The sequence below is a fragment of the Brevibacillus choshinensis genome (assembly GCF_001420695.1).
Classification (GTDB): domain Bacteria; phylum Bacillota; class Bacilli; order Brevibacillales; family Brevibacillaceae; genus Brevibacillus; species Brevibacillus choshinensis.
The window spans coordinates 1,892,272-1,915,612 of record NZ_LJJB01000007.1; the positions used below are offsets into that span (position 1 = coordinate 1,892,272).

A 23,341-nucleotide genomic window follows, 5' to 3' on the forward strand; every position below is an offset into this window, starting at 1 on the left:
AATCTATGCACCGATTATCAAAAATGAATAGGATTTTTGGTATAAAAATAGAGAGAGCGTCGGATTGAATATTCGCAAAATTCAACAAAAACATTTGACATAGGGGTGGCTGTTTGTATTAGAATAATACTATACCCATGCATGGTATATAACAAAAAGGGGGGATTTTATAATGATAAAGAAGGTTATCATGTATAGTCTATTATTATCCTTATTGACTGTTACTGCTTGTTCACAATCCACAAATGTACCACAACAACAAACGAATACACCAAACAAGGAATCATCTTCGAACACAAAAACTACGACACAAACATTAAAAATTAATGCAAAAACTGAACCTCCTAGCTTAAATCCTGCGTTGATCGACAATCAATCAGCAGGAGATATCGCCAATCAATTATTTGAAGGTCTGGCACGGGTAGATAAAAATGGCGAAATATTGCCAGGGGTCGCAGAGAAATGGGATGTTTCTGATGATAAAACGGTTTATACCTTTCATTTAAGGCAAGATGCTAAATGGTCGAACGGGGAGCCAGTTACAGCAGAGGATTTCGTTTACTCGTGGGAAAAAGCATTGCGCCCTGATACGGGAGCTCCACTCGCCGATAATCTTAGCTTTATTAAGAATGGAAGCAAATATTTAGCAGGTGAAATAAAGGATCCAACCACATTGGGTATTATGGCCATAAATCCTCAAACTCTCCAAGTCACATTAGAACGCCCAACACCATTTTTCCTCAGACTTACTTCTTTCTTTTCCGTCTTGCCTATTAACAAAAAACTCGACGAGAGTAATCCTAACTGGTCTGGAGAAGCTCCAAGTTTCGTTTCAAACGGTCCTTTCATGATGAAAGAGTGGAAGCACGATCAAGAAATTGTTATGGTGCCTAATCCCCATTACTGGGCGAAGAATTCAGTTAAACTTCAGAGCATCGAATGGAAAATGGTCAATGATCAGAATACGGAATATCAGATGTATCAAACAGGTGAATTGGATATTGCCTACCCTCCTACCAGCGCTACAGCAAAATTATTGACAGAAGGAAAAGCGAAAACAGTCCCTGTGGCTAGGACAGCTTACGTTCGCTACAACCATAAGGATAGCCTTTTTGCCAACCAGAAGATAAGAAAAGCGTTTGCCTCTGCGATCGATCGCAAGATGCTTGTAGATAAAGTAGTGCAAGGTGGACAGACTCCGGCGACAGCATTAATTCCTGAAGGTCTATCCAGTGGGAACGGGGACTTCCGTACACAAGCCGGTACGGATCAATTTACAGGATATTCAGTCGAAGAAGCTAAGAAATTACTGGAGGAAGGTTTGAAAGAGTTGAATCAGGCTTCCCTTCCGACAGTTACCTTTCTAACAGATAATAATGATCTCCGCAGTAAGATTTCTCAGGCTCTCCAAGAAATGTGGAAACGTAACCTGGGTGTTGAAGTAGAAATCAAAAGTATGGAGAGAAAGGTATTTGTGCAAAGCGTGAAAGCAGGTGAATTTCAGTTTGCTTTATACAGTACCGGGGCTGACTATGATGACTCATACAATCTGTTTGGACAGTTTACTACGGGAGACGGTTATAACTACAGCAAATACAGTAATCCAGAATACGATAAGTTCGTGAAAGCAGCATTTCAGGAAACTGATCCGGCAAAAAGGGCCCAAGCGATGATCGAGGCTGAAAAAGTTCTCATGAATGATATGGCTATCAATCCGCTTTATTACGACAAGCTAGTCATTTTAGAAAATGAGCGGGTAAAGAACGTTTATCGGTTTGCCGTTTCAGCATTGGATTTGAGGGAAGCATTCGTGGAATAGGAATAGCAACACGATGAGGAAGGGGACGAGAATATCACCCCTTCCCATCAGTAATGGCAGAGGAGGGATGTAGATGCTTGTTTTTATCGTTAGACGAATTTTGGGTATTATCCTGACATTGTTGACCATCACGACGTTGACGTTTTTCCTCATGCATGCCATCCCAGGCGATCCATTTACGAGCGAACAGCGTATCCCAGATACAGTTCTAAAAAACTTGTATGCATACTACGGATTGGACAAACCTCTTTTTATACAGTACCTCCAATACATGAAAGGCATCTTCACACTTGATTTTGGCCCTTCATTAAAATCGGAGACCCGGGAAGTAATTGATATTATTTGGGATGGTTTCCCAGTATCAGCAAGGTTGGGGATTCAGGCTATTTTGATCGCGGTCATTTTCGGGATCACATTAGGAATCACATTAGGAATCATTGCGGCACTGAAGCAAAATGGTCTCATTGATTACCTCTCAATGGTACTGGCAGTAATCGGTATTTCCGTCCCCAGTTTCATTCTAGCTACACTTCTTATTCATTATTTTGCCGTGACGTGGCGAATTTTTCCTGTAGCGAGTTGGGGGAGTTGGGAACATACAATCCTGCCATCTTTTGCACTGGCAATGACTCCTTTAGCGTACATTGCACGATTGATGCGATCAAGCGTGCTGGAAGTATTGGAGCAGGACTACTTAAAAACAGCAATCGCCAAAGGTGTCTTTGGTAAACGATTAATTTTAAAACATGTTTTACGTAACGCTATCCTCCCTGTGATTACAGTGTTAGGTCCTATTTCAGCAGGTATCCTCACAGGAAGCTTTGTTATTGAGCAAATTTTTGGCATACCGGGCTTGGGAAAATACTTTGTGTCCAGTATTGTAGACCGTGACTATCCGGTTATTCTAGGGACAGCTGTCTTTTTCAGTTCCATCCTGGTATTGCTTGTTTTCATTGTTGACATCGCTTATGGATTCATTGATCCTCGCATTAGAGTGACAGGGAGGAAATCCTGATGCAGCCAACTATGTCGGACAAACAATTTCAATTTGTAGAACGAAGGGATCAAGTCATTCGTCAAGAACCACTTCTCGGCACGAGCCGGTCCTCTTTTCAAGAGGCAAGGGAAAAGCTGCTGAAAAATAAGCTGGCAATGGCAGGCATGATCATCATCATTTCGTTAATCTTGATGGCAGCAATCGGACCATATTTAATCCCGTATTCCTACTCAGAACAAAGTCTATTGGATACGGATATGCCACCGGATCTGCAGCATTGGTTTGGTACTGATGATTTAGGAAGGGACATATTCGCACGGACATGGGTTGGCGCAAGAATTTCGCTATTTATTGGAATCACTGCAGCCTTAATCGACTTATTGATAGGAGTAATCTACGGAGCGATTGCCGGGTATGCAGGCGGAAAAACAGAAGAAGTGATGATGAGAATTGCAGATATGTTGTACAGCCTTCCTCATCTTCTCGTAACCATCCTGCTTATGGTTGTTCTGAAACCGGGGTTATTAACGATCATTCTTGCGATGACAGCTACAGGGTGGATTGGGATGGCCCGTCTGGTTCGAGGTCAAGTCTTGCAGCTGAAAGAGATGGAATATGTCATTGCAGCGAAAGCTCTCGGTTCTAGCTTTCCGCGTATTTTGTTCAAGCACTTAATTCCAAATACGATAGGGCCAATCACTGTAGCGATGACTCTCACAATTCCGGGAGCGATATTCTCTGAGGCCACGCTTAGCTTTTTGGGGTTGGGGGTTCCTGTGCCCTTAGCCAGTTGGGGGACAATGACGTCTGATGGATTGGTTGGCATTTTGACAGGTCAACCCTGGCGTATTCTCTTTCCGGCTATGTTGATTTCCTTGACGATGTTTGCATTTAACGTATTGGGGGATGGTTTGCGAGACGCTTTGGATCCACGACATCGAAAGTAGGGGATGGAAATGAGCAATTTGCTTGACGTCACTCAGTTGCGAGTAAGTTTTCATACTAAATACGGAATAGTGCAGGCAATCAGGGATGTTTCCTTTCATGTTGGGAGAAAGGAGGTAGTCGCCATTGTGGGAGAATCAGGGTGCGGAAAAAGTGCCACTGCTCAAAGTATTCTTGGCCTTTTGCCGAAACTCAATGCCACAACTTCAGGTTACATCCTCATGGAAGGGAAGGATTTATTATCGCTTTCAGAGAAACAAATGAAAGAAATTAGAGGATCCAAAATCGGAATGATATTCCAAGACCCGATGACTTCGTTGAATCCTACCATGACAGTTGGAGAACAAGTGGCCGAAGCTTTTGTCGTCCATCTTGGAGTATCTGCAAAAAAAGCTTTTCAGAAGGCAATTGAATTATTACAGATCGTGGGAATTCCAAGTCCAGAAGCGAGAGCAAAACAATATCCCCATCAATTCAGTGGGGGTATGAGACAACGAGTTCTCATAGCAATGGCGTTGGCATTGCAGCCTGATTTGTTAATCGCCGACGAGCCTACGACAGCATTGGATGTAACGGTACAATCGCAAATTCTTGACTTGCTGAAGGATTTACAGAATAAACGGGATATGTCCATATTACTGATCACCCATGACCTAGGTGTTGTTGCAAATGTTGCGCAGCGTGTCATCGTCATGTATGCAGGAGAAATTGTAGAAAGCGGAACTGTCGAGGGCATCTTTACCAGGCCACAACATCCGTATACCTGGGGGTTATTAGAGTCGCTTCCAAGAATGGATGCTAAAAAAGGAGGGACGCTCAAATCAATCATTGGTACACCTGCTGACTTGCTCAATCCCCCTATCGGGTGCACATTTGCTCCTCGATGTCCGTATACCATGGAAATATGTGAATCCACGAAGCCATCTGAATATAGTCTCTCTACAGACCATAAAACTTCATGTTGGTTGCAGGATGATCGAGCTCCTAAAGTCTCATGGACATACGAGAGAACTGCAACGGAACAATAAAAAGGCTCCTTCACCAAGTCTTTTTACAAAACTCTTGAATACGCAGGGGGGGTATGCTAACATTCATATTGTATCTAACTTTTTTCGTGTATCTAAGTAGAATGTACAATAATTTGAATATTCAAATTAAAAAATCATCCCACCTTGGCTCTTGAAAGGAGAATGACTCATGCAAGCAATTACAATGGAGGTGGCGGGCATGTCTTGCCAACATTGTGTGAACGCAATCGAAGGATCATTGGGTAAGCTAGACGGTATTCATTCGGCTAAAGTAGAACTCTCAGCGAATCACGTATTTGTCACGTATGATGATTCCAAAATCAGTGTTGGCACGATTAAAGAGACAATCGAAGAGCAAGGTTATGATGTAGTATAGGGCTTGCCATGGTCGAGTAGGGTATACGCCGATCGACGAATAGCCTACTCGGCAGAATAGGGGATACTAGTAATAGATCGTGAATTTTGAGGAGGAACATACATGTCATCAATCGAAGCGAATATCGGTCAGTCCTGCCATACATCTGAACGAACGAGTCATCATTCTGAGAAGACGAAGCAAAATCTTCAGTCCAGATTAAATCGAATTGAAGGTCAAGTACGCGGTATAAAAGGCATGATTGAAAAGGATGCATATTGCGATGAAGTCCTTAACCAAATTGCTTCCATTCAATCCGCTCTAAATTCAGTTGGCAAAATTCTTCTGGAAGGACATATGAAGTCATGTGTTATTGAACGAATTCAAGAAGGTGATCACGCAGTTATTGACGAGATCTTAACGACGATGAATAAACTTATGAAATAAAGGCTTCTGTACGAAGCTTTTTTTCTTGGGCGGAACAAGACATTTTGAGCCTAGAAAACCGGCAACCTTGCACAAAGGCAAGGGCTGTCGGTTTCGTGTTTGTAATTGATGTATGCGCTATACCGATAGGTTTTTGCTTGAATCATGTACGTGATCATCTAATCGCATCTTCCGCTTAAAGAGAAGATATAGGAATACAGCGCGGACAAAAAGGTCAACAGCAATTGACAACCAAACTCCGGCAATTCCCAACCCGTAGTGGATGGACAAGACATAAACCCCGACAACCCTGATTAGCCACATGCCTATTGCTGTACTGTACATTGGACTTTTGGTGTCGCCAGCTCCCTGCAGGGCACCCGCAACAACCAATCCTTCAGCTAGAAACGGTTGAGCGAAAGCGTCGATCCGGAGTGCAGTCGTTACCATTTGAATTACTTCAGCTTGATCAGTAAACCAAGATGCCGCAATGGGGGAGAGGAAGAAAAGCAGAACCCCTACAAATGACATGAATATGACAGCTATACCGGTTGTTAGAATTCCATAACGGTAAGCGTCCTTGCGCCGATTTGCCCCTAAATTTTGCCCTACCAATGTTGTTGCTGCAACAGCTAAACCATAACCAGGCATATAAGAAAATACCTCAATGTTGCCTGCAATCGTATGGGCCGCATAAACATCCGCTCCAATTCGGACAATCAGTCCAAAATAAAGTACCTGACCGAACCTCATGATTAACCTTTCAATCGCAGCAGGAAATGAAATTTGTAAAAGAGGTAATAAAAATTCTCTTGATCCACCATTCCGCCAGGAAATAGAGAGATTTGATTTTTGGATTTTATGATAAAGCGCTAATGTTCCGATAATTCTAGCGATGACAGTAGCCCAAGCAGCCCCGGCAATCCCAAATCCGTTTATTCCAATAAAACCGAAGATCAGCACATAGTCCAGGACGATATGGATGAGGTTGACCCAAATGCCCACTTTCATCGGAGTTTTTGTATCACCTGAGGCACGCAAAATACTTCCAAATATCGTCATTAATGAAATGAATATGGAGGGAACTGCCACGATCCGAAAATAGATAACCCCATCAGCTAATATACTTGCTTCTGCTCCCATCAATCTCAACAATGGCTCCGCAAAGAAAAAGGTAATCAGGCCAAAAAGAATGCCCAAGAGAGCAGAAAGCAAAGTCGATTGCCTTGCGATGGACTTTGCTTTTGCGAAATTTCCTGCGCCCACATTCTTGGCAATAAGAGCTGAAGTACCGACACCCATTGCTAAAAAAACGGCAAGATAAACGGCTAATATGGCATTTGTTACACCAACAGCAGCTACTTCGCCAAGACCGAGATTGGAAACAAATAAGGTATCTACAAAACCGACGATCGTTTGAAGCATGTTTTCAATCATGGCTGGCACTGCCAAGGCTAAAATAACTTTCATTTTCTCTTTATTGCTGGTATCACCTACCGATACTAAGTTTGACAAGGTTTTCACTCCCTTATCGGATGTAATTATCTAAAGCCTTATTTAAATCCTCCAGCACTTTCTCCTGATTGCCATGAAGCACTGCGTCAACTACACAACTCTCAAGGTGGTCTTTGAGGAGCAATTTCGCAGCTTTATCCAATGCTTTTTGTACTGCGGCAATTTGCAGTAAAACCTCTGAACAGTCACGTCCCCCTGCCGTCATTTCCTTAACGGACCGCAAATGACCTTCGATTCGTGCCAATCGATTTACAATTTGTTTTCGATGTTTGTGTTCATGGTCGTGATGTTCCATAGTATCCGAACTCCTCTTGATTCATTTGACACCATCCTAACCCCTCGGGGGGGGATAGTGTCAAGCCGAACAAAAGAGAGAAATAAATCATGAATACCGCGTATGGGTATAGTCAGATCTTCAAGAAACCTTGTTCATTGTTCTATAAAAGCACTTAAATCGATAGCAATTAGCTCACAGACTGTTACATGTAGCTTGTTAGAGAAAATATGTAATTCTTATTGATAAATATAGGTCAGTGGGGTATAGTATATAAAAGTTCAGAAAATTGTATCAATACTGAATTGTGAATATCCATATGTAGAGAGGGAGGAATTCAATTGGGCAAAAAAATGTTACTACTGGGTGTGTACGGCATGGAGGTTGTCGAATGTGGAGGAGCTCTTGCTATTAACGTGAAAAATGGGGGGGAATCATACGCTTCCATCATGCTGTCCAGTGAAAAGTCACGCCCCCAAATTACTCATGCGGCAGAAGTTCTGGGTGTGAATATGTATTTTCCTGGTTTTCAATACGGGTATGTAGATGTAAGTCCGGAGTCCAAGAAAAAACTAGTGCGGATCATTCGGGAGGTAAAACCTGATATCATAATCACGCAGGATCCCGAGCATTCTTTCCACGACTTGGATCCAGATCGCAGACAAGCAATGGTATTAATTCTGGAAAGCATCGCGTTGGCCAGCAGGGACTTTGCATTGGATGAAATGCCGGGACTTAATCCCCACCCCATTCCTACAATCTACTACATGACCCCGCACCATCCAAATTGTGTCGTTGACATTTCTCCTGTTTGGGAACAAAAAAATCGAGCTATGGATGTACTACATAGCCAAATGGAATTCAGCGGCCGGCATTTTGAAGAAGCTATCGAGCTAAAGGCAATTGAAGCAATCGTTCCAGGCTTCTCGACATTATCCAATGATTACGAGAAGGGCAGGGCGATGCACAAAGTCCTCGACCAAGCCATTCACGTTTATCATGGACTGGCGACACATGGGCATTTTGTCCTTGCGGAAGCATACAAACGAGAAGGTAATTTCCATCTGAAAGAGCTTATTGATTAACGGAAGGAGAGTACCCCATGAAGCCAAAACGGATTCCCATCTTGATTTTGCTGATTGTTCTACTCTGTACCGTTGCGGTACCCGCCTACAGTGCGGAACCTGTTAAAGAGCTGAAACTGGGGATCAGCAAGGACGAAAACTGGCTAAACCCTTACACGTATGTCACTGGCTCACCAGGGCTTGACCTTGTGAATCTGATTTACGATACGCTGTTTGTGCTTGATGAAAGCAACAAACCGCTTCCCTGGTTGGTAAAAGACTTTTCTGTTAGCGATGACGGAAAACAGTACAAGTTTATCTTGCATGACAATGTAAAATGGCAAGACGGGAAACCGTTGACCTCGGAGGATGTCAAATTTACTTACGAGTATCTGGTTACCCACAATAAATCCCGCTTTACCAAACCAGTAAAAGCAATCAAAAGTATTCAGACCCCCGATGCTGCAACGGTTATCATGGAGCTCAATCAACCTGAACCTGACTTTTTTATCCAACCTCTCGCAGATCTGCCCATTCTTCCAAAACATATTTGGGGCACTATTTCCAATCCCGATCAATCTACTGAACATCTAGGAAGCGGCCCATACCTTCTTGAAGAGTATAAACAAGGGCAGTATTACAAATTCAAATCGAATCCGGATTATTTTAAAGGCAAGCCTCCAATCGAGAACATGGTTTTACCCATTATTGAAGATCCAACTGCATTGTTTACCGCATTGAAAGCAGGACAGTTGGATGCCGTGAGTCGTTCGGTTTCGCCGGAACTGGCCAAGGAATTTGAGAACAACCAAAATATCAAATTAATGAGAGGACCAGGTTTTTCCACAACGATGCTTCAATTCAATTCGGAAAAGTTCCCGCTCACTGATGTCAAGGTGCGTGAAGCTATCAGTCTCGCAATTGAACCACAGTATCTGGTAGATACAGTCCTGTTAGGTTATGGAGCAACGGGAAGCCCCGGATTTATCCATCCAGATTCCCCATATTACAATAAGACCGTTATGCACAAGACAGATATTGAAAAGGCAAAATCAATACTTGAACAAGCGGGTTATAAGGACATCGACAACGACGGGATGAGAGAAGCACCCGACGGGAAAAAAGTGGAATTGGTGAACTTGGTTTATTCGAATAGTCCAACAAGGATACGAACCGCAGAAATCATTTCAGATTGGATGAAGAGTATCGGGCTGAATGTAAAAGTCCGGCCGATGGACTCCACTACCGTCGATTCTCTTGTATGGCCTGAATTTGATGTGACAAAAGGGCGAAATTATGACATGGCAATTTGGTCATGGTCATCAACCATGCAGTTGTTTCCGGCACGAATAACCGAACTGTTCCACTCCAATTTAGAAATCGGAAATACAAACATCGGGGCGTTCAAGAGCAAGGAATTCGATAAACTTGCTGACCAATTGAAGGTCACGCAAAAGCCGGAAGAACGAGGCCAACTTATTAACAAAATGCAAGAGCAAATTGCTGCAGAAAATCCAATCGTGCCACTTTATTATGAAGAGGTTACCAATGCCTTCAATTCTAGTAAGTATGGAGGGTGGGTATTCCAGGACGGAAAAGGAATAATCAACAAGTTGTCTTTCATTACCAGCGATACAACAAAAGCAGCAGCAGACCAACCGGCGTCAGCTAAGACAGATGTTACGAACAGCACTCAGTCCGAACCTTCAAAACCTATTGGTACAGGACAAGAACAGCCCAACGCCAATACTGGAAAAGGATCGAGTGCCTTAGTAACACTCCTCGTTATTCTGGTTGTGATTGCCGGAGGGGGTTACTGGCTAAGACGGACAAAAACTCAGAACAAAGGTAAGAATTTATAGAGTATTCCCCCACAATGACCCCGTTTGTTCATTGTGGGGGAATTGCTTACCGTGCTAAGACTCCGCAAAAAGAGGTGAACCCATGTCACGATTTTTGACCGGCAAGGTGACCCAATATGTATTTGTCATCTTCATCATGCTTACTTTGAACTTTCTTCTCCCGCGATTAATGCCAGGCAGTCCTCTTGCCTTTCTTGCTGGAGAAGATGTAGGTCTCATGTCGGCATCCGAAAAAGAAGCCATTTTAGAATCACACGGACTGAATAAATCACTCTGGGAGCAATATGCTCTTTATCTGAAAAATATTGTGACTGGCGACTTCGGCTATTCTTACCAACAAAAGATGCCAATTATTGAGATCGTACTGGACCGTTTGTCTTGGACGTTGCTATTGACGGGGTTGAATTTGATCATTTCAACTGTTTTGGGTGTATTGTTCGGTACCATTTCAGCATGGAAACGCGGCAGTAACAGGGATATCAGCCTGCTGACTGGTTTTATGTTTTTAAGTGCCATGCCTTCTTTCTGGTTGGGCATGATTCTAGTTTCCATTTTCGCATCACAATTAGGCCTTTTTCCAATCTACGGTGCAGAGACGGCCTGGAGCAATTTAAAAGGGTTGGACCGTGTTCTGGATGTTGGGCACCATCTCGTCTTGCCCTTAACTACACTAGTGTTAATTTCAGTGACGAACGTATTCATGACCATGCGGTATTCCATGCTGAACGTTCTTGGCGAAGATTATATCATGATGGCACGAGCGAAAGGTGTTAAGGAAAAAATGATCAAGTACAGGCATGCAATGCGAAATGCATTACTTCCGGTAGCTACTGTCTTTATGTTGAGTCTTGGTTTTATGTTTGGGGGAGCAACGGTGATAGAAACCGTATTTGCCTATCCGGGTATTGGCAGGCTCATGTTTGAGGCTGTGCTAAGCAGGGATTATCCTGTCATTCAAGCCTCGTTTCTTATCATTACGCTAAGCGTGGTAATTGCCAACTTCCTGGCAGACGTACTTTACCCCATACTCGATCCAAAGGTGGGAAGAAACAATGGATAAGGGAAGATGGCAACAATATTGGCATGTATTTCAATCCAGTCGGCTTGGGTCAATCGGAGCAGGCATTATTCTATTGTATCTGGTCGTTGCCATTGCGGCACCGCTTGTCGCCCCATTCGATGCGGAGGAACGTGTGGCACAACCGTTTCTTCAACCGGGAGGGGACTACCTGTTAGGGACGAATGACGTCGGACAAGACATCTTCAGTGAAATGGTTTTCGGTACACGAGTGTCGCTACTGATCGGTATTCTTGCCGCTTTCCTCTCCATTTTAGTTGGATGTCTTGTCGGTATTGTCGCTGGGTATTTTGGCGGCAAAACTGATTCCATCCTGATGAGATTGGTCGACCTTGTCCTGGTTGTTCCCTTTTTGCCTCTCATGATCCTGCTCGCTGCCTTTATCGGCCCGAGTTTTTGGAATCTTATCCTTGTGATCAGCATATTAAGTTGGGCATCTCCGGCCCGAGTCATTCGTTCGCAAGTTCTTACCGTTAAAACAAAAGGCTTTGTGGAGGCAGCGCGCTCAATCGGGAGCAGCGTTCCAACAATAATGGGCCGGCATATTTTGCCCGGGGTTGTCCCCATTGCGTTATCCCAATTCGTTATGGCAGCGAGCCATGCGATATTAATTGAGGCTTCTCTAAGTTTTCTAGGATTAGGAGACCCATTAAACAAGAGTTGGGGAACCATTCTGTATTATGCCCAAGCAAGAAACGCATTCTTGACTGATGCATGGGTTTGGTGGGTCCTGCCGCCTGGTGTCATGATCACAGCACTCGTTATAGGTTTCGCCTTTACAGGGTATTCGCTAGAAGAAATCTTTAACCCGCGTTTGAGAAAGGGGTGACAGAACGTGGATAAAGTCCTTGTTGTTGAAAACCTGCACACACATTTTTTTACGGAAAACGGAGTGGTGGAAGCGGTTGAGGATGTGAGCTTTCATCTGGAGAAAGGTGAAATGCTTGGGTTGATCGGCGAATCTGGCTGTGGAAAAACGACGGTTATTCAATCGATCCTTCGCCTGCTGGAATACCCTGGAAAAGTCATGAAGGGAAAGGCAGTAATGAATGGAATTGATTTATTGCATGCTCCTATGGATCAGATTGAGAAGCTTCGTTGGAAAACAATATCGGTCATTCCCCAAAGCGCTATGAACGCGTTAAACCCCGTAATGACTGTCGGAGATCAGATTGTGGAAGCTATTTTGTTACATGAAGAAGTTACGAAGGACGAAGCGATCAAACGGACAGAATATCTATTGGAAATTGTTGGCATCCCCAAGCAACGAAGAAAATCTTATCCTCATGAATTTAGCGGAGGAATGAAACAACGCGTGGCAATTGCGATGGCTCTCGCCTGTCAACCTCAGATCGTTATCTCAGACGAGTCTACAACCGGACTTGATGTTTTAACACAGGCACAAGTCATTGCAGTCATTAAAGATTTACAGAAAAAAATGGACCTTTCGATTATCCTTATTTCTCATGATTTGCCGATGGTAACGGCCATTTGCGAACGGGTTGCCATTATGTATGCAGGAAAGCTTGTAGAATGGGCCACCACTCAACAATTGTTGAATAATCCCCAGCATCCGTATTCGCAAGGTTTACTTGCGGCTACACCAGATATTAACAATCTGGACAAAGTGTGCAAGTCAATTCCAGGTACAGTACCTATGCTGATCGACCCTCCAAAGGGATGCAGGTTTCAAACAAGATGCCCTTCTGTGATGGACAAATGCAAACAACAAGTACCCGTCATGAGGAAAGTGCAAGAGGGTCACTACGTATCCTGTTTTTTAGGGGGATAGCTACATGACAAATTCGAAAAAGACACATTCTCAAGAAGCTTTGATTACGGTAAAGAGTCTCGTTAAACGTTTTGAAAAGAAACAGGGAACGATCTTCCGAAGAACAAAATCAACCGTGCATGCTGTAAATAATGTAAACTTCTCTATAAAAAAAGGCGAGATTCTAGGAATTATTGGCGAAAGCGGCTGCGGAAAAACAACGACTGCTCGAATGGTCATGCGCTTGACAAAAGAAACCTCAGGGCAAATTCTATTTGACGGACAAGATTTATGTCAGATGGGGGAACGGGAATTACGCAGAGCTCGGCAGGAAATGCAAATGATTTTTCAAGACCCCTATGACTCATTAAACCCGGGGATGCCGATCCTTGAAATTCTGATGGAACCGCTCAATGCTCATAAAATGGAAGTACCTTTTGAAGAAAAAAGGAAGCTAGTTATCGAAATCTTGGAGCACATAGACATGAAACCAGCAGAAACATTCTTGTATCGGTATCCCCATCAATTGAGTGGAGGCCAGCGCCAGCGAATTGCGATTGCTCGTGCCTTGATTTTAAAGCCCAAATTTGTTGCCGCTGACGAGCCAACTTCGATGTTGGACGTTTCTGTAAGAATGGGGATCTTGCAACTATTAAAGTCTCTAAAAGAGGAAATGGGCTTAACCATGCTGTTTATCACCCATGACCTTTCTACGGCTGCTTTTATGTGTGACCGTATTGCTGTCATGTACCGTGGCAATATTGTAGAGATTGGGCCGATCAAAGAGATCATATCCAATCCCACCCATCCTTATACGAAGGCACTGGTCGCGGTTGTCTCTGATCTCCATCATTTTTTAGGGCATCGACACGAAATGATATTGGATGGCGAGGTACAAAACGAAGTAGTCCAAGGGGGATGCCCCTTTCTTGCACGTTGTCCACAACAAATGGATACTTGCCAAAATAGCATCCCTAAGCTAGAGCAGTTGTCGAATGATCACTATGTATCTTGTTTTCATCTTCACCCTGAAAGTTTGATAAGTGCTAACAAACAAGCGAACTAGAATCATGCAGAAAGAGAGCCCTTTGACCTTGTGTCGGAGGGTTTTATTCTTGTCCTGTTTTGCTCTCTAGCGACATATTCTTTAAAGAGGGAATATACTCGGGGGTGGTATCGTGAGCTTGACTTATCAAGTCCTGATTTATGTTGGATTATCTTTTGGTTGGTTCTCGTTCTTTGCTTGGAAGAAGAAAAAACGTATGGACCACATGCATACGATGATTATCGGTATGTCGATGGGTATGATGATAGGTTTGATAGCCGGTCTATTATTTGGCGCTGAATACAAAGGTGATCTGTTTCTCTCAACCATTTGGGGAATGCTCATTGGGGGTATCTCCGGGATGATTATAGGGATTCCATTATCCCTTCTGACTACAGTAGAGGGGACTCTCTCTGGAATTATGGCCGGTATGATGGGAGCTATGCTGGGAGAAATGATTCCAATTGAAAAAATGGAACCGCTTTTGTTCTTATTTGTCATGCTCCATACGGGATGTATACTGCTGCTGTCAAACTTGATTGAGACCGACGAGAGAGAACCAGCAAAAAGAAAAGGGTTATTTACATTGCATAATCCAATTACTCCTCCTGTTCTGCTAATTGGGGTATTCATATGGTTTCAATCGTTGCCGTTCCCCATTCTATCTGCAGAAAGTGATCAAATGCATAATCAAAATCATATGAGTCAACCTGCCGTACAAGAAATAAATCTCATCGCATCCGATTTCTCCTATAAGCCTAAGCAGATCGTAATGAAAAAGGGTGTTCCAATGAAAGTCACGTTTCTAAACAATGGGAGCGTTGAACATGACTTTGAGGTCGTCTCTACTGGAAATAATTTTGTTATTAGTTCTGAATCCAATAACAATCATCAACATGGAAATAAGGGTAAAGAAAAGCCGCATTTGCATGCAAAACCGGGAGAATCGGCTACAAGTGTTTGGCAAGCAACGAAAGAGGGTTCCTATGAATTTTATTGTACAATTCCCGGTCATAAAGAAAACGGAATGGTTGGAAGCCTGATAGTAATATGATAGAACAAATAACAATCCTTTTACCTTATGATAAAATTACAGATATCCATTTCGAAGTTCGTTAGAAACCCTCGGTACAATATATCAAAGGGGAACAAGTGCAGTTGAATGCTATTTAAGCGTTACCATTTAAGATAAACGAAACTCGGAGTTGAGAAACAATGGGAAAATGGTTCGCAACGTTATATGACATTTTCATGGCGCCTTTTGAACAAATCGGTGTTGAGGAAATTCGAAAACAACTAATTGGCAAGGCGACTGGATCAGTGTTAGAGATAGGCACAGGAACCGGATTAAATTTCCCTTATTATCAACATGCGAAAAAAGTGGATGCCTTGGAGCCCAATCCAAACATGAGAAACAAGTCTTATAAAAGGGCAAAAAGTGCCAAATATCCCATAACTGTGCTTGAAGGAAGCGCAGAAATACTTTCATTTCCAGACAACACCTTTGATTCTATCGTGGGGACTTTGGTTTTCTGTACAATTCCAAATCCAGAACTCGCTCTAAAAGAAATGAGAAGGGTCTGTAAGCCTGATGGACAAATCCTACTATTTGAGCATGTTCGATCACACCATGCCGTTTTAGGTCGCGTACAAGATAGGTTAACACCTCTTTGGAAGCGACTTTGCGATGGTTGCCATCTGAATCGGGATACTCTTGGGTTAGTAAAACGGGAAGGATGGAAAGTGACTAGAACGCAAAGATATTTTAAAAATATTTTTGTAGTAATTGAAGCGGTAAACAAGAAATAATTATTCGATCTACTTCAGTTCTAACCTATAGAAGGACGATGGGTATACAAAAGAGGGAAGGGGAAAGGTAGTAGAAATCCTTTCCTCTTCTTTGGTTTTGAAGTTGGCATGGTGTGCTGTTCCGCACACTCTCTACATACTTTCTCGAATAGGTCTGCTTGTTCTTCGTTATAGTAGTGGGATGCTCTGTTCGAAGCGGAAGACATTTTCTGGATCGTAGTTTTTTTTGACTTTTTTCAACTTGGCAATGTTCTCACCAAAATACGCGGTCGGCCAATCAGGAATCAGCAGATCGGAATAGTTGCGGTATGCACCTCGGGTAAAGGGAAGCATGGATGTACGAAATTGTTCGACCCATCGGATGTTGGTTGACTCTTCCCTATCGTTCTCCCAATAAGATAGGTATTGTATCATAAACAAGGCTTTGCGATGGACAAAGGCAGTCGCATCGGGGGTGAGCCGGCCAATCGCACCCCCATAGGCGTCGAACATAACGGAATTGCTGGCACCGGGCGCAATAGATAAATGGTGGGTCAATATGGAAAGAGCTTCGTTTGAGAGAGATTCGTATACGAAAGCAGAAGTATTTTTAAACTTAGCATGGAGGATCTCGGCTCCGGCCAAGCTTCGTGCTGCTGTGATCCAGGAAGCGGAACGGATCGAGATCGTCTTGGGCGGTACAGCCTCCTGCAAAGGCCGTAAAAGGTGACGAAGGTCTCGTTCCAAGCCGACAAAGATACCACGGGATAAGATATCGCCTTGGTTTTGTGCATGGAGCAGTAGCATAGAGGTTAAGCGGACATCGGTATACGGAGCCCATTCTTGCCAAAAACGCACCACTTTTTGAAGATCAGTAAAGTCCCACGTCATTGAGTAGAGTGCGACATCACCGATCGGGTGCACACGGAAGGTAAAGGCTGTGATCACACCGAAACTTCCGTCTCCGGCGCCACGGCAAGCCCAAAGCAGATCGCTGTGATTCTGTTCATTGACCTGAATAATCCTACCCCACGGGTTTATCACCTCGACTGCAAGTAAATTATCACAGGTCATGCCAAGAAGTCGGGATAGATAGCCATACCCTCCTCCAAGAGTCAACCCGGACACGCCTGTTGTCGCGCAGGTCCCGCTTGGAATGGTGAGTCCTTGTTTCCACAAGGCTTCATATAAAGGCAGTATCCGAAACCCCGCACCGACTCGTGCAGTGCCGCCAACCTTGTCAATTATTAGATGCTGTAACTCACTGACATCGATGACAAGGCCACCGTCAACAAGAGAAAACGCTTCATAACTGTGCCCGCCGCCACGCACACGGAAAGGCATCTTTTTTTTCCGTGCCCATATAACCGCGTTGGCAACATCGTGCTCATTCATGCAATAGACAATTACTTTTGGAAATTTGGAAATACGGGTGTTAAAATCGCGTCTTGCTTCCTCATACCCGGTTTCTCCCTCCACGATCACACGCCCGGTCAATCCCTCTGTCCATGGCACGGGAACACCCTCCTTAAACGTCAACTAGTGCTGATACGAAACCATAGATTGGATAAGTTGTTAAATTAAAATATTCAATTACTAATCAAAATAGAGCCATTGTAGGGGCGCCAGTCCTTTTTTGCTAGCAGGTAAGCGTTGGAAATCGGAGAATCACTACTTTCTCTCCCTGTTCGTTAGACCTAATTTCAAATCGTTACAAAAATGCAATCATCATGCAGATGCACGATACCAGTACCAAAATAGCGACTGCACAAGCTCTAACGGAAGTGATTCAGTACCTGAAGGGTAAAGGCTATCGTTTTGATGTGATCAGACCTGACCAGCCTACAGTCTCTAGAGTGAAATAAGCGTCTAGATAAAAACCCGCTGACGTCGAACATAGCCGTTGAGCGGGTTTTGTCCATAGACTTAGCATATATTCATTAACAGTTTCAATATTGAATAGTGTTCGTTCCAGTATAGGTTTTAAAGGGTCAGCAAGGCATGTTCTCATTCGAAGTTTATGGATGGCACTTTGATTCCGGAGACAGCGTTTGGACATGATGATAAAAATATTTGTTGACATTATAGGGTAGGGGACTATACTATTTAAACATCGAACGCCGGAAAATTTTGGATGTTAATGGATTCGTTTTAAGACGGCCGTCACGAGCGCCATTTACTATTCAGGGATCAACCGGACGATTCGTGAGTAAAGGAGGGTATTTTCATGGGGAATCACGCACAGGCCGCTATTCAACCGGATCCAAGACGTTGGAAAGCACTAGCCTTGTTATGTTTGGCCAACTTTATGGTTATTATGGACACATCGATTATCGGTGTTGCATTACCGGCGATAAAAGAAGCACTTGGTTACACGCAGGCAAATTTACAGTGGGTATTTAATGCTTATGTCATTTTCTTTGGCGGGTTGCTCTTATTGGGCGGTCGGTTATCCGACCTCTTTGGGCAACGGCGTATGTTCATGTGGGGATTTTCGATCCTTACTTTAGCATCTTTATTAGCAGGTGTTGCTTGGAACGAAGAGTCGCTTAACGCCGGCCGGGCGTTGCAAGGTATCGGTTCTGCATTCATCGCTCCAGCAGCCTTAACGATCGTCATGATGCTGTTTGGTAACAATCCGAAAGAGCTCGGAAAAGCATTCGGTTTTTGGGGAGCATCAGCTGCTGCGGGAGGAACTGCCGGGGTATTTCTGGGAGGTGTCATCACCGAGTGGCTAAGCTGGCAGTGGACATTTCTCATTAATATTCCGGTTGGACTTCTTGTCCTTTTCGCTTCGCCAGCCCTCCTTTCGAAAGGAATGAGCAGAAAGGGGAGTGTTGATCTTCTGGGAGCGCTATCCGTCACTGCGGCCCTTGTCCTTGCCGTTTATGGGATTGTGACTGCTGAACATAACGGTTGGAGTTCAAACACGACGATCTGGACTCTCATCTCTGCAGCTGTTTTATTCGTTCTGTTCCTTATTGTTCAGGCGCTCAAAAAAGAACCGTTAGTCCCGTTGCGAATTTTCTCCGCACCGAATCTGACAGCAGGCAATATTGCGTTGATCATGCTCTCGGCCGCATGGATCCCGCTTTGGTTCTTTTTGAATCTATACTTGCAGCAAGTCTTGCAATTCAATGCTTTTGCAGGCGGACTTGGACTGCTCCCAATGACAATCCTGATTATGGTTTTCATGGTGCTCATCACCGGGAAAATGATCGGAAAATTTGGAGTAAAGGTAAACTTGGTTATAGGTTTGATGGCCCTTGGGGGATCTTTGCTCCTCTTCGCTGAAAACACTCCAGTAGATGGAAACTTCGTAGCAAATATCTTACCCGCTTCTTTACTAGGGGCTCTAGGCATGTCACTTGCTTATATCCCGGCAACCATGTCCGCTATGTCAGGTGCGAAACCGGAGGAAGCGGGACTTGCTTCCGGTATTGCGAATACGAGTTATCAGATCGGTTCGGCTATTGGACTCGCAGCTATGGTTGCGATTGCTGCGGCCACTACGGGATCACTTACAGGTACGGAACAAACTGCCGCGCTTAATGAAGGATTTCATCAAGCCTTCTTTTGGTCCGGAATAGTAGCGTTCGTAGGGGCACTCCTGGCCCTCGTTTTTATCCAATCACCTAAAAAAAGTGACAAGAACGGCCCAACTGCTTTGTAAAGAATTGCCCTCCAGCCAAATGTGTTTTGGCTGGAGCCTTCTTCACATCGTTGTACAAAATAGGGTATGTGAGTATTGTTTAATCAAAGGAGAAAGGAGATGATTGGAATGAGTATGGAAAGGGAACAATTGGATTTACCTTCATATAAAGATTCATCTTGCTGCTCTCCCAGTGAAGAAGGTCGCAAGAGCCATCATTCGGATCAAGTAAAAAACAGTTTAGTCAGCCGATTGAATCGGATTGAAGGTCAGGTTCGCGGTATTAAAGGCATGATTGAGAAGGATGTATATTGTGACGATGTTCTAAATCAAATCGCTTCGGTTCAATCGACTCTGAATGGAGTCGGAAAACTTCTTCTTGAACATCACTTGAAAAGTTGCGTCATTGAGCGGATCCAGGAAGGCGATACGGAAGTGTTGACGGAGCTTATCATTACAATGAACAAACTGATGAAATAAAGTCCACAACAGGCAGCGTACGCGCTGCCAATTTTCCAGAGAATAATATAGGATACATGGGTATAGTATAAATGTTGTTGACATTAAATACAGTAGAGGGGTATACTACAATCGAGAGGTTGATGGAAATGAATCCCAGTGAACCAACTCACAAGCGAAGCAGTCAATTGAATGTGAAAGAAAAAACGGCAATCCTAATCAGACTGAATCGCATCGAAGGACAAATTCGTGGTGTACAAAGACAGGTGGAACGAAATGAATATTGTGATCACGTGTTGAATCAAATGTCTGCCATCCACTCCGCGCTTAACGCAGTAGGCAAACTGCTTCTAGAAAATCACTTGAAAACACAAGTAAAGAGCCGCGTTCAACAAAACGATGAAGCAATTACTGATGAAATGCTCCGAACACTAACCATTTTGATGAAATAAGGAGAGAGTTTACGATGAAAAAACTTACATTGCAAGTCGAAGGCATGAGCTGCCAGCATTGTGTCGTTTCCATTGAAGGTGCACTTAAAGAAATCGGGGCAGAAGGAAAAGTTGATCTCACGAGCAACACCGTAGATGTAACGTATGACGAGGAAAAAATCTCGATCGATGCAGTCAAAGAGGCTATTGAAGAGCGAGGCTACGATGTCGTGTAAGCATTTGTAAAAATAGATAAGGAGGCGAATGGGGATGGAAGCAACCGCAACAAAAGGAAGCAAGCAGGTCAACTTGCAAATAACAGGGATGACTTGTGCCGCATGTGCGATTCGAATCGAAAAGGGCTTGAACAAACTGGATGGGGTGTCAGCGGCAAATGTGAACTTCGCCATGGAAAAAGCGAGCGTCGTTTACGATCCCGCGAAAGTCAGCGTGACCAGCCTTGAAGAAAACATTAATAAATTGGGTTACGGAACGGCGAAGGAAGTCGTCGATTTTCAACTGGAAGGGATGACATGTGCAGCATGTGCAAACCGGATTGAAAAGGGCTTGAATAAGCTACCCGGCGTCACGAATGCAACGGTAAACTTTGCCATGGAAACGGCGCATGTAGAGTACTCCCCGAGCGAGGTTTCCGTTAGTGATATGCAAAAAAAAGTGCAGCAACTTGGCTATAAAGCCATTTTAAAAACAGATAACGCAGAAGCTGTTGATCACCGAGAGAAAGAGGTACAGAATCAAAAAAGGAAATTGCTCCTTTCCGCAATTCTCTCGTTTCCGCTTTTGTGGAGCATGGTCGGCCATTTTTCGTTCACTTCATGGATCTACATGCCAGAAATTTTCATGAATCCATGGGTGCAACTACTGTTAGCCACACCCGTTCAGTTTTATGTCGGCAAACAGTTTTATGTGGGAGCTTATAAAGCGCTTCGCAACGGAAGTGCAAACATGGATGTTTTGGTTTCGCTTGGGACTTCAGCGGCTTACTTCTACAGCCTGTATCTGACGATCGTGTGGTTTATAGACGGTGGCGCAGTTCATCATGGCCCATCCCTCTATTACGAGACGAGTGCTGTTCTCATAACACTGGTGATCATGGGCAAGTTGTTCGAGTCCCTCGCAAAAGGAAGGTCGTCAGAAGCAATTAAATCTTTGATGGGGCTTCAAGCGAAGACTGCTTTGGTCATGCGCAATGGGCAAGAATTGTCCATTCCGGTTGACGAAGTGATTGCCGGGGATATCGTCCTAGTCCGTCCTGGAGATAAGGTACCGGTAGATGGAGAAGTCATGGAAGGCACTTCGTCCGTAGATGAATCCATGATCACCGGTGAAAGCATTCCTGTAGAAAAGAGATCCGGCGATTCAGTCATCGGTGCCACCATCAATAAAAACGGCATGCTCAAAATCAAAGCAACTAAAGTCGGTAAAGAAACAGCACTAGCACAGATCATCAAAGTCGTGGAAGAAGCACAAGGTTCAAAAGCACCAATTCAACGGGTTGCAGATGTCATTTCCGGAATCTTTGTTCCGATTGTAGTCGGCATCGCGGTTGTCGCTTTCCTGGTATGGTACTTCTTCGTGACACCAGGCGATTTTGCGGAGGCATTGGAAAAAGCCATCGCGATCCTGGTCATTGCTTGCCCTTGCGCACTGGGATTGGCAACCCCGACCTCCATCATGGCGGGTTCCGGACGCGCGGCCGAGCTCGGAATCCTCTTCAAAGGAGGAGAGCATTTGGAGCAAACACATAAGATTGATGCCATTATTTTAGACAAAACAGGGACGGTCACCAAAGGGAAACCAGAATTGACGGATGTTCTTGCTGCGGGCAACGTAGAGGACTTTTTGAAGCTGGTAGGAGCAGCCGAGAAAAATTCGGAGCATCCACTTGCGGAAGCGATTGTGGCGGGGATTCAGGAGAAAGGTATCTCGATGCCTGGAACAGAAGCGTTTGAAGCGATCCCAGGCTTCGGAATCAAGGCAGTGGTTGAAGGGAAAGAGCTACTGGTCGGCACCCGTCGTTTGATGGAGAAATTTGGGGTGGATGCCAAGCAAGCGTACGAAACGATGTCCCGCCTGGAGGAAGATGGAAAAACGGCCATGCTTGTCGCAATTGATAATCGGTACGCTGGAATGGTAGCTGTAGCGGATACGATTAAAGAAACATCCAAAGCCGCTGTCAATCGATTGAAAGAAATGGGAATCCAGGTCATCATGATCACCGGGGACAACAAACGGACGGCAAATGCGATCGCTGCCCAAGTCGGAATCGACCATGTACTCGCAGAGGTCCTTCCAGAAGGCAAAGCGGAAGAAGTAAAGAAACTGCAAGCGCAAGGAAAGAAAGTAGCGATGGTAGGGGATGGCATAAATGATGCGCCAGCCCTGGCAACGGCAGATATCGGGATGGCGATCGGCACGGGGACGGACGTGGCAATGGAAGCGGCAGATGTGACGCTTATGCGTGGGGACCTTTCGAGCATTCCAGATGCGATCTTTATGAGCCGGAAAACCATGAGCAACATCAAACAGAATTTGTTCTGGGCACTCGGATACAATACGCTCGGTATTCCAATTGCAGCCATTGGATTATTGGCACCGTGGGTAGCAGGAGCGGCGATGGCTTTGAGTTCAGTATCCGTGGTTCTCAATGCACTTCGGCTGCAGCGTGTCAGAGTGCCGCATAAATAAATAGGAAGACTAAGCCACGAGAGGAGTATGATCATGGGAGAAAAAACGAGATTGCCGTCACCCCCGCGATCCAAGTTGGAGGGAGTCTATTTACTCCAGATCAGCTAGCCAAGATCGCTGCAG

General features: G+C 44.3%; 22 protein-coding genes. 19 read left to right on the forward strand and 3 right to left on the reverse strand.

All coding sequences use genetic code 11. The annotated features are described in order from the left end of the window. Positions 1-172 precede the first annotated feature (172 nt). The 6 genes from AN963_RS08945 (at position 173) to AN963_RS08970 (ending at position 5,591) form a co-directional block, all read left to right on the forward strand. Positions 173-1,819, forward strand: coding sequence for a peptide ABC transporter substrate-binding protein (locus tag AN963_RS08945; RefSeq protein WP_055744136.1), 1,647 nt, complete (start codon positions 173-175; stop codon positions 1,817-1,819). 73 nt (positions 1,820-1,892) lie between these two features. Then, positions 1,893-2,834: an ABC transporter permease gene (locus AN963_RS08950; protein ID WP_055744137.1), complete on the forward strand. Its 942-nt coding sequence runs from the start codon at positions 1,893-1,895 to the stop codon at positions 2,832-2,834. Next, positions 2,834-3,763 (forward strand): ABC transporter permease, encoded by a 930-nt coding sequence (locus AN963_RS08955; RefSeq protein ID WP_055744138.1) that lies wholly within the window; start codon positions 2,834-2,836, stop codon positions 3,761-3,763. The genes AN963_RS08950 and AN963_RS08955 overlap by 1 nt, the downstream gene beginning before the upstream one ends. Before the next feature lie 9 nt (positions 3,764-3,772). After that, positions 3,773-4,789 carry an ABC transporter ATP-binding protein gene (locus AN963_RS08960; protein WP_055744139.1) on the forward strand — a complete coding sequence of 339 codons (1,017 nt, stop codon included), beginning with the start codon at positions 3,773-3,775 and terminating at the stop codon, positions 4,787-4,789. Positions 4,790-4,958: 169 nt separating this feature from the next. Beyond that, positions 4,959-5,165: a copper chaperone CopZ gene (gene copZ / locus AN963_RS08965; protein WP_055744140.1), complete on the forward strand. Its 207-nt coding sequence runs from the start codon at positions 4,959-4,961 to the stop codon at positions 5,163-5,165. Positions 5,166-5,267: 102 nt separating this feature from the next. Then, positions 5,268-5,591, forward strand: coding sequence for a metal-sensitive transcriptional regulator (locus tag AN963_RS08970; RefSeq protein WP_055744141.1), 324 nt, complete (start codon positions 5,268-5,270; stop codon positions 5,589-5,591). A gap of 117 nt (positions 5,592-5,708) precedes the next feature. Here AN963_RS08970 and AN963_RS08975 read toward each other — a convergent pair whose 3' ends face one another. Together AN963_RS08975 and AN963_RS08980 are read right to left on the reverse strand one after the other, a co-directional pair. After that, the gene (locus AN963_RS08975) at positions 5,709-7,085 is read right to left on the reverse strand and encodes an MATE family efflux transporter (RefSeq protein ID WP_269084383.1); all 1,377 of its coding nucleotides are present in this window, start codon (positions 7,083-7,085) and stop codon (positions 5,709-5,711) included. Positions 7,086-7,098: 13 nt separating this feature from the next. Next, positions 7,099-7,380 (reverse strand): metal-sensing transcriptional repressor, encoded by a 282-nt coding sequence (locus tag AN963_RS08980; RefSeq protein ID WP_055744142.1) that lies wholly within the window; start codon positions 7,378-7,380, stop codon positions 7,099-7,101. Positions 7,381-7,700: 320 nt separating this feature from the next. Between AN963_RS08980 and AN963_RS08985 the strand changes: the two genes are divergently transcribed. From AN963_RS08985 to AN963_RS09020, 8 genes are all read left to right on the forward strand, one after another. Further along, positions 7,701-8,444 carry a PIG-L deacetylase family protein gene (locus tag AN963_RS08985; protein ID WP_201783724.1) on the forward strand — a complete coding sequence of 248 codons (744 nt, stop codon included), beginning with the start codon at positions 7,701-7,703 and terminating at the stop codon, positions 8,442-8,444. A gap of 17 nt (positions 8,445-8,461) precedes the next feature. After that, positions 8,462-10,285: an ABC transporter substrate-binding protein gene (locus tag AN963_RS08990; protein WP_055744143.1), complete on the forward strand. Its 1,824-nt coding sequence runs from the start codon at positions 8,462-8,464 to the stop codon at positions 10,283-10,285. Positions 10,286-10,367: 82 nt separating this feature from the next. Beyond that, positions 10,368-11,345 carry an ABC transporter permease gene (locus AN963_RS08995; protein WP_055744144.1) on the forward strand — a complete coding sequence of 326 codons (978 nt, stop codon included), beginning with the start codon at positions 10,368-10,370 and terminating at the stop codon, positions 11,343-11,345. Further along, positions 11,338-12,192, forward strand: a complete 855-nt coding sequence (locus AN963_RS09000) for an ABC transporter permease (RefSeq protein ID WP_055744145.1) — start codon at positions 11,338-11,340, stop codon at positions 12,190-12,192. Before AN963_RS08995 ends, AN963_RS09000 begins: the two co-directional genes overlap by 8 nt. Before the next feature lie 6 nt (positions 12,193-12,198). Next, complete coding sequence (locus AN963_RS09005) at positions 12,199-13,155, forward strand: ABC transporter ATP-binding protein (protein ID WP_055744146.1); 957 nt, start codon at positions 12,199-12,201, stop codon at positions 13,153-13,155. A gap of 4 nt (positions 13,156-13,159) precedes the next feature. Then, positions 13,160-14,200 carry an ABC transporter ATP-binding protein gene (locus AN963_RS09010; RefSeq protein WP_055744147.1) on the forward strand — a complete coding sequence of 347 codons (1,041 nt, stop codon included), beginning with the start codon at positions 13,160-13,162 and terminating at the stop codon, positions 14,198-14,200. 112 nt (positions 14,201-14,312) lie between these two features. Continuing rightward, a complete protein-coding gene (locus tag AN963_RS09015) occupies positions 14,313-15,233 on the forward strand; it encodes a plastocyanin/azurin family copper-binding protein (RefSeq protein WP_055744148.1) in 921 nt (306 codons plus the stop codon). A gap of 161 nt (positions 15,234-15,394) precedes the next feature. Then, the gene (locus tag AN963_RS09020) at positions 15,395-15,988 is read left to right on the forward strand and encodes a class I SAM-dependent methyltransferase (protein ID WP_055744149.1); all 594 of its coding nucleotides are present in this window, start codon (positions 15,395-15,397) and stop codon (positions 15,986-15,988) included. Positions 15,989-16,156: 168 nt separating this feature from the next. Here the strand turns inward: AN963_RS09020 and AN963_RS09025 are convergent, their stop codons facing one another. Next, the gene (locus AN963_RS09025; protein ID WP_055744150.1) at positions 16,157-17,482 is read right to left on the reverse strand and encodes an FAD-binding oxidoreductase; all 1,326 of its coding nucleotides are present in this window, start codon (positions 17,480-17,482) and stop codon (positions 16,157-16,159) included. Between the two features lie 712 nt (positions 17,483-18,194). On the opposite strand from AN963_RS09025, the gene AN963_RS09030 reads away from it, so the two are divergent. From AN963_RS09030 to AN963_RS09050, 5 genes are all read left to right on the forward strand, one after another. Next, positions 18,195-19,640, forward strand: coding sequence for an MFS transporter (locus tag AN963_RS09030; RefSeq protein ID WP_055744151.1), 1,446 nt, complete (start codon positions 18,195-18,197; stop codon positions 19,638-19,640). A gap of 108 nt (positions 19,641-19,748) precedes the next feature. Continuing rightward, complete coding sequence (locus AN963_RS09035) at positions 19,749-20,099, forward strand: metal-sensitive transcriptional regulator (protein ID WP_083496895.1); 351 nt, start codon at positions 19,749-19,751, stop codon at positions 20,097-20,099. A gap of 128 nt (positions 20,100-20,227) precedes the next feature. After that, positions 20,228-20,530: a metal-sensitive transcriptional regulator gene (locus AN963_RS09040; RefSeq protein ID WP_236707903.1), complete on the forward strand. Its 303-nt coding sequence runs from the start codon at positions 20,228-20,230 to the stop codon at positions 20,528-20,530. A 14-nt stretch (positions 20,531-20,544) separates the two neighbouring features. Beyond that, positions 20,545-20,745 (forward strand): copper ion binding protein, encoded by a 201-nt coding sequence (locus tag AN963_RS09045; protein ID WP_055744153.1) that lies wholly within the window; start codon positions 20,545-20,547, stop codon positions 20,743-20,745. Positions 20,746-20,779: 34 nt separating this feature from the next. Beyond that, positions 20,780-23,218 carry a heavy metal translocating P-type ATPase gene (locus AN963_RS09050; protein ID WP_055744154.1) on the forward strand — a complete coding sequence of 813 codons (2,439 nt, stop codon included), beginning with the start codon at positions 20,780-20,782 and terminating at the stop codon, positions 23,216-23,218. Positions 23,219-23,341 lie beyond the last annotated feature (123 nt).

Coding starts and splice junctions, on each gene's coding strand:
- AN963_RS08945 (WP_055744136.1), top strand. CDS start 173: ATGATAAAGAAGGTTATCATGTATAGTCTATTATTATCCTTATTGACT.
- AN963_RS08950 (WP_055744137.1), top strand. CDS start 1,893: ATGCTTGTTTTTATCGTTAGACGAATTTTGGGTATTATCCTGACATTG.
- AN963_RS08955 (WP_055744138.1), top strand. CDS start 2,834: ATGCAGCCAACTATGTCGGACAAACAATTTCAATTTGTAGAACGAAGG.
- AN963_RS08960 (WP_055744139.1), top strand. CDS start 3,773: ATGAGCAATTTGCTTGACGTCACTCAGTTGCGAGTAAGTTTTCATACT.
- copZ (WP_055744140.1), top strand. CDS start 4,959: ATGCAAGCAATTACAATGGAGGTGGCGGGCATGTCTTGCCAACATTGT.
- AN963_RS08970 (WP_055744141.1), top strand. CDS start 5,268: ATGTCATCAATCGAAGCGAATATCGGTCAGTCCTGCCATACATCTGAA.
- AN963_RS08980 (WP_055744142.1), bottom strand. CDS start 7,380: ATGGAACATCACGACCATGAACACAAACATCGAAAACAAATTGTAAAT.
- AN963_RS08990 (WP_055744143.1), top strand. CDS start 8,462: ATGAAGCCAAAACGGATTCCCATCTTGATTTTGCTGATTGTTCTACTC.
- AN963_RS08995 (WP_055744144.1), top strand. CDS start 10,368: ATGTCACGATTTTTGACCGGCAAGGTGACCCAATATGTATTTGTCATC.
- AN963_RS09000 (WP_055744145.1), top strand. CDS start 11,338: ATGGATAAGGGAAGATGGCAACAATATTGGCATGTATTTCAATCCAGT.
- AN963_RS09010 (WP_055744147.1), top strand. CDS start 13,160: ATGACAAATTCGAAAAAGACACATTCTCAAGAAGCTTTGATTACGGTA.
- AN963_RS09020 (WP_055744149.1), top strand. CDS start 15,395: ATGGGAAAATGGTTCGCAACGTTATATGACATTTTCATGGCGCCTTTT.
- AN963_RS09030 (WP_055744151.1), top strand. CDS start 18,195: ATGGGGAATCACGCACAGGCCGCTATTCAACCGGATCCAAGACGTTGG.
- AN963_RS09035 (WP_083496895.1), top strand. CDS start 19,749: ATGAGTATGGAAAGGGAACAATTGGATTTACCTTCATATAAAGATTCA.
- AN963_RS09040 (WP_236707903.1), top strand. CDS start 20,228: ATGAATCCCAGTGAACCAACTCACAAGCGAAGCAGTCAATTGAATGTG.
- AN963_RS09045 (WP_055744153.1), top strand. CDS start 20,545: ATGAAAAAACTTACATTGCAAGTCGAAGGCATGAGCTGCCAGCATTGT.
- AN963_RS09050 (WP_055744154.1), top strand. CDS start 20,780: ATGGAAGCAACCGCAACAAAAGGAAGCAAGCAGGTCAACTTGCAAATA.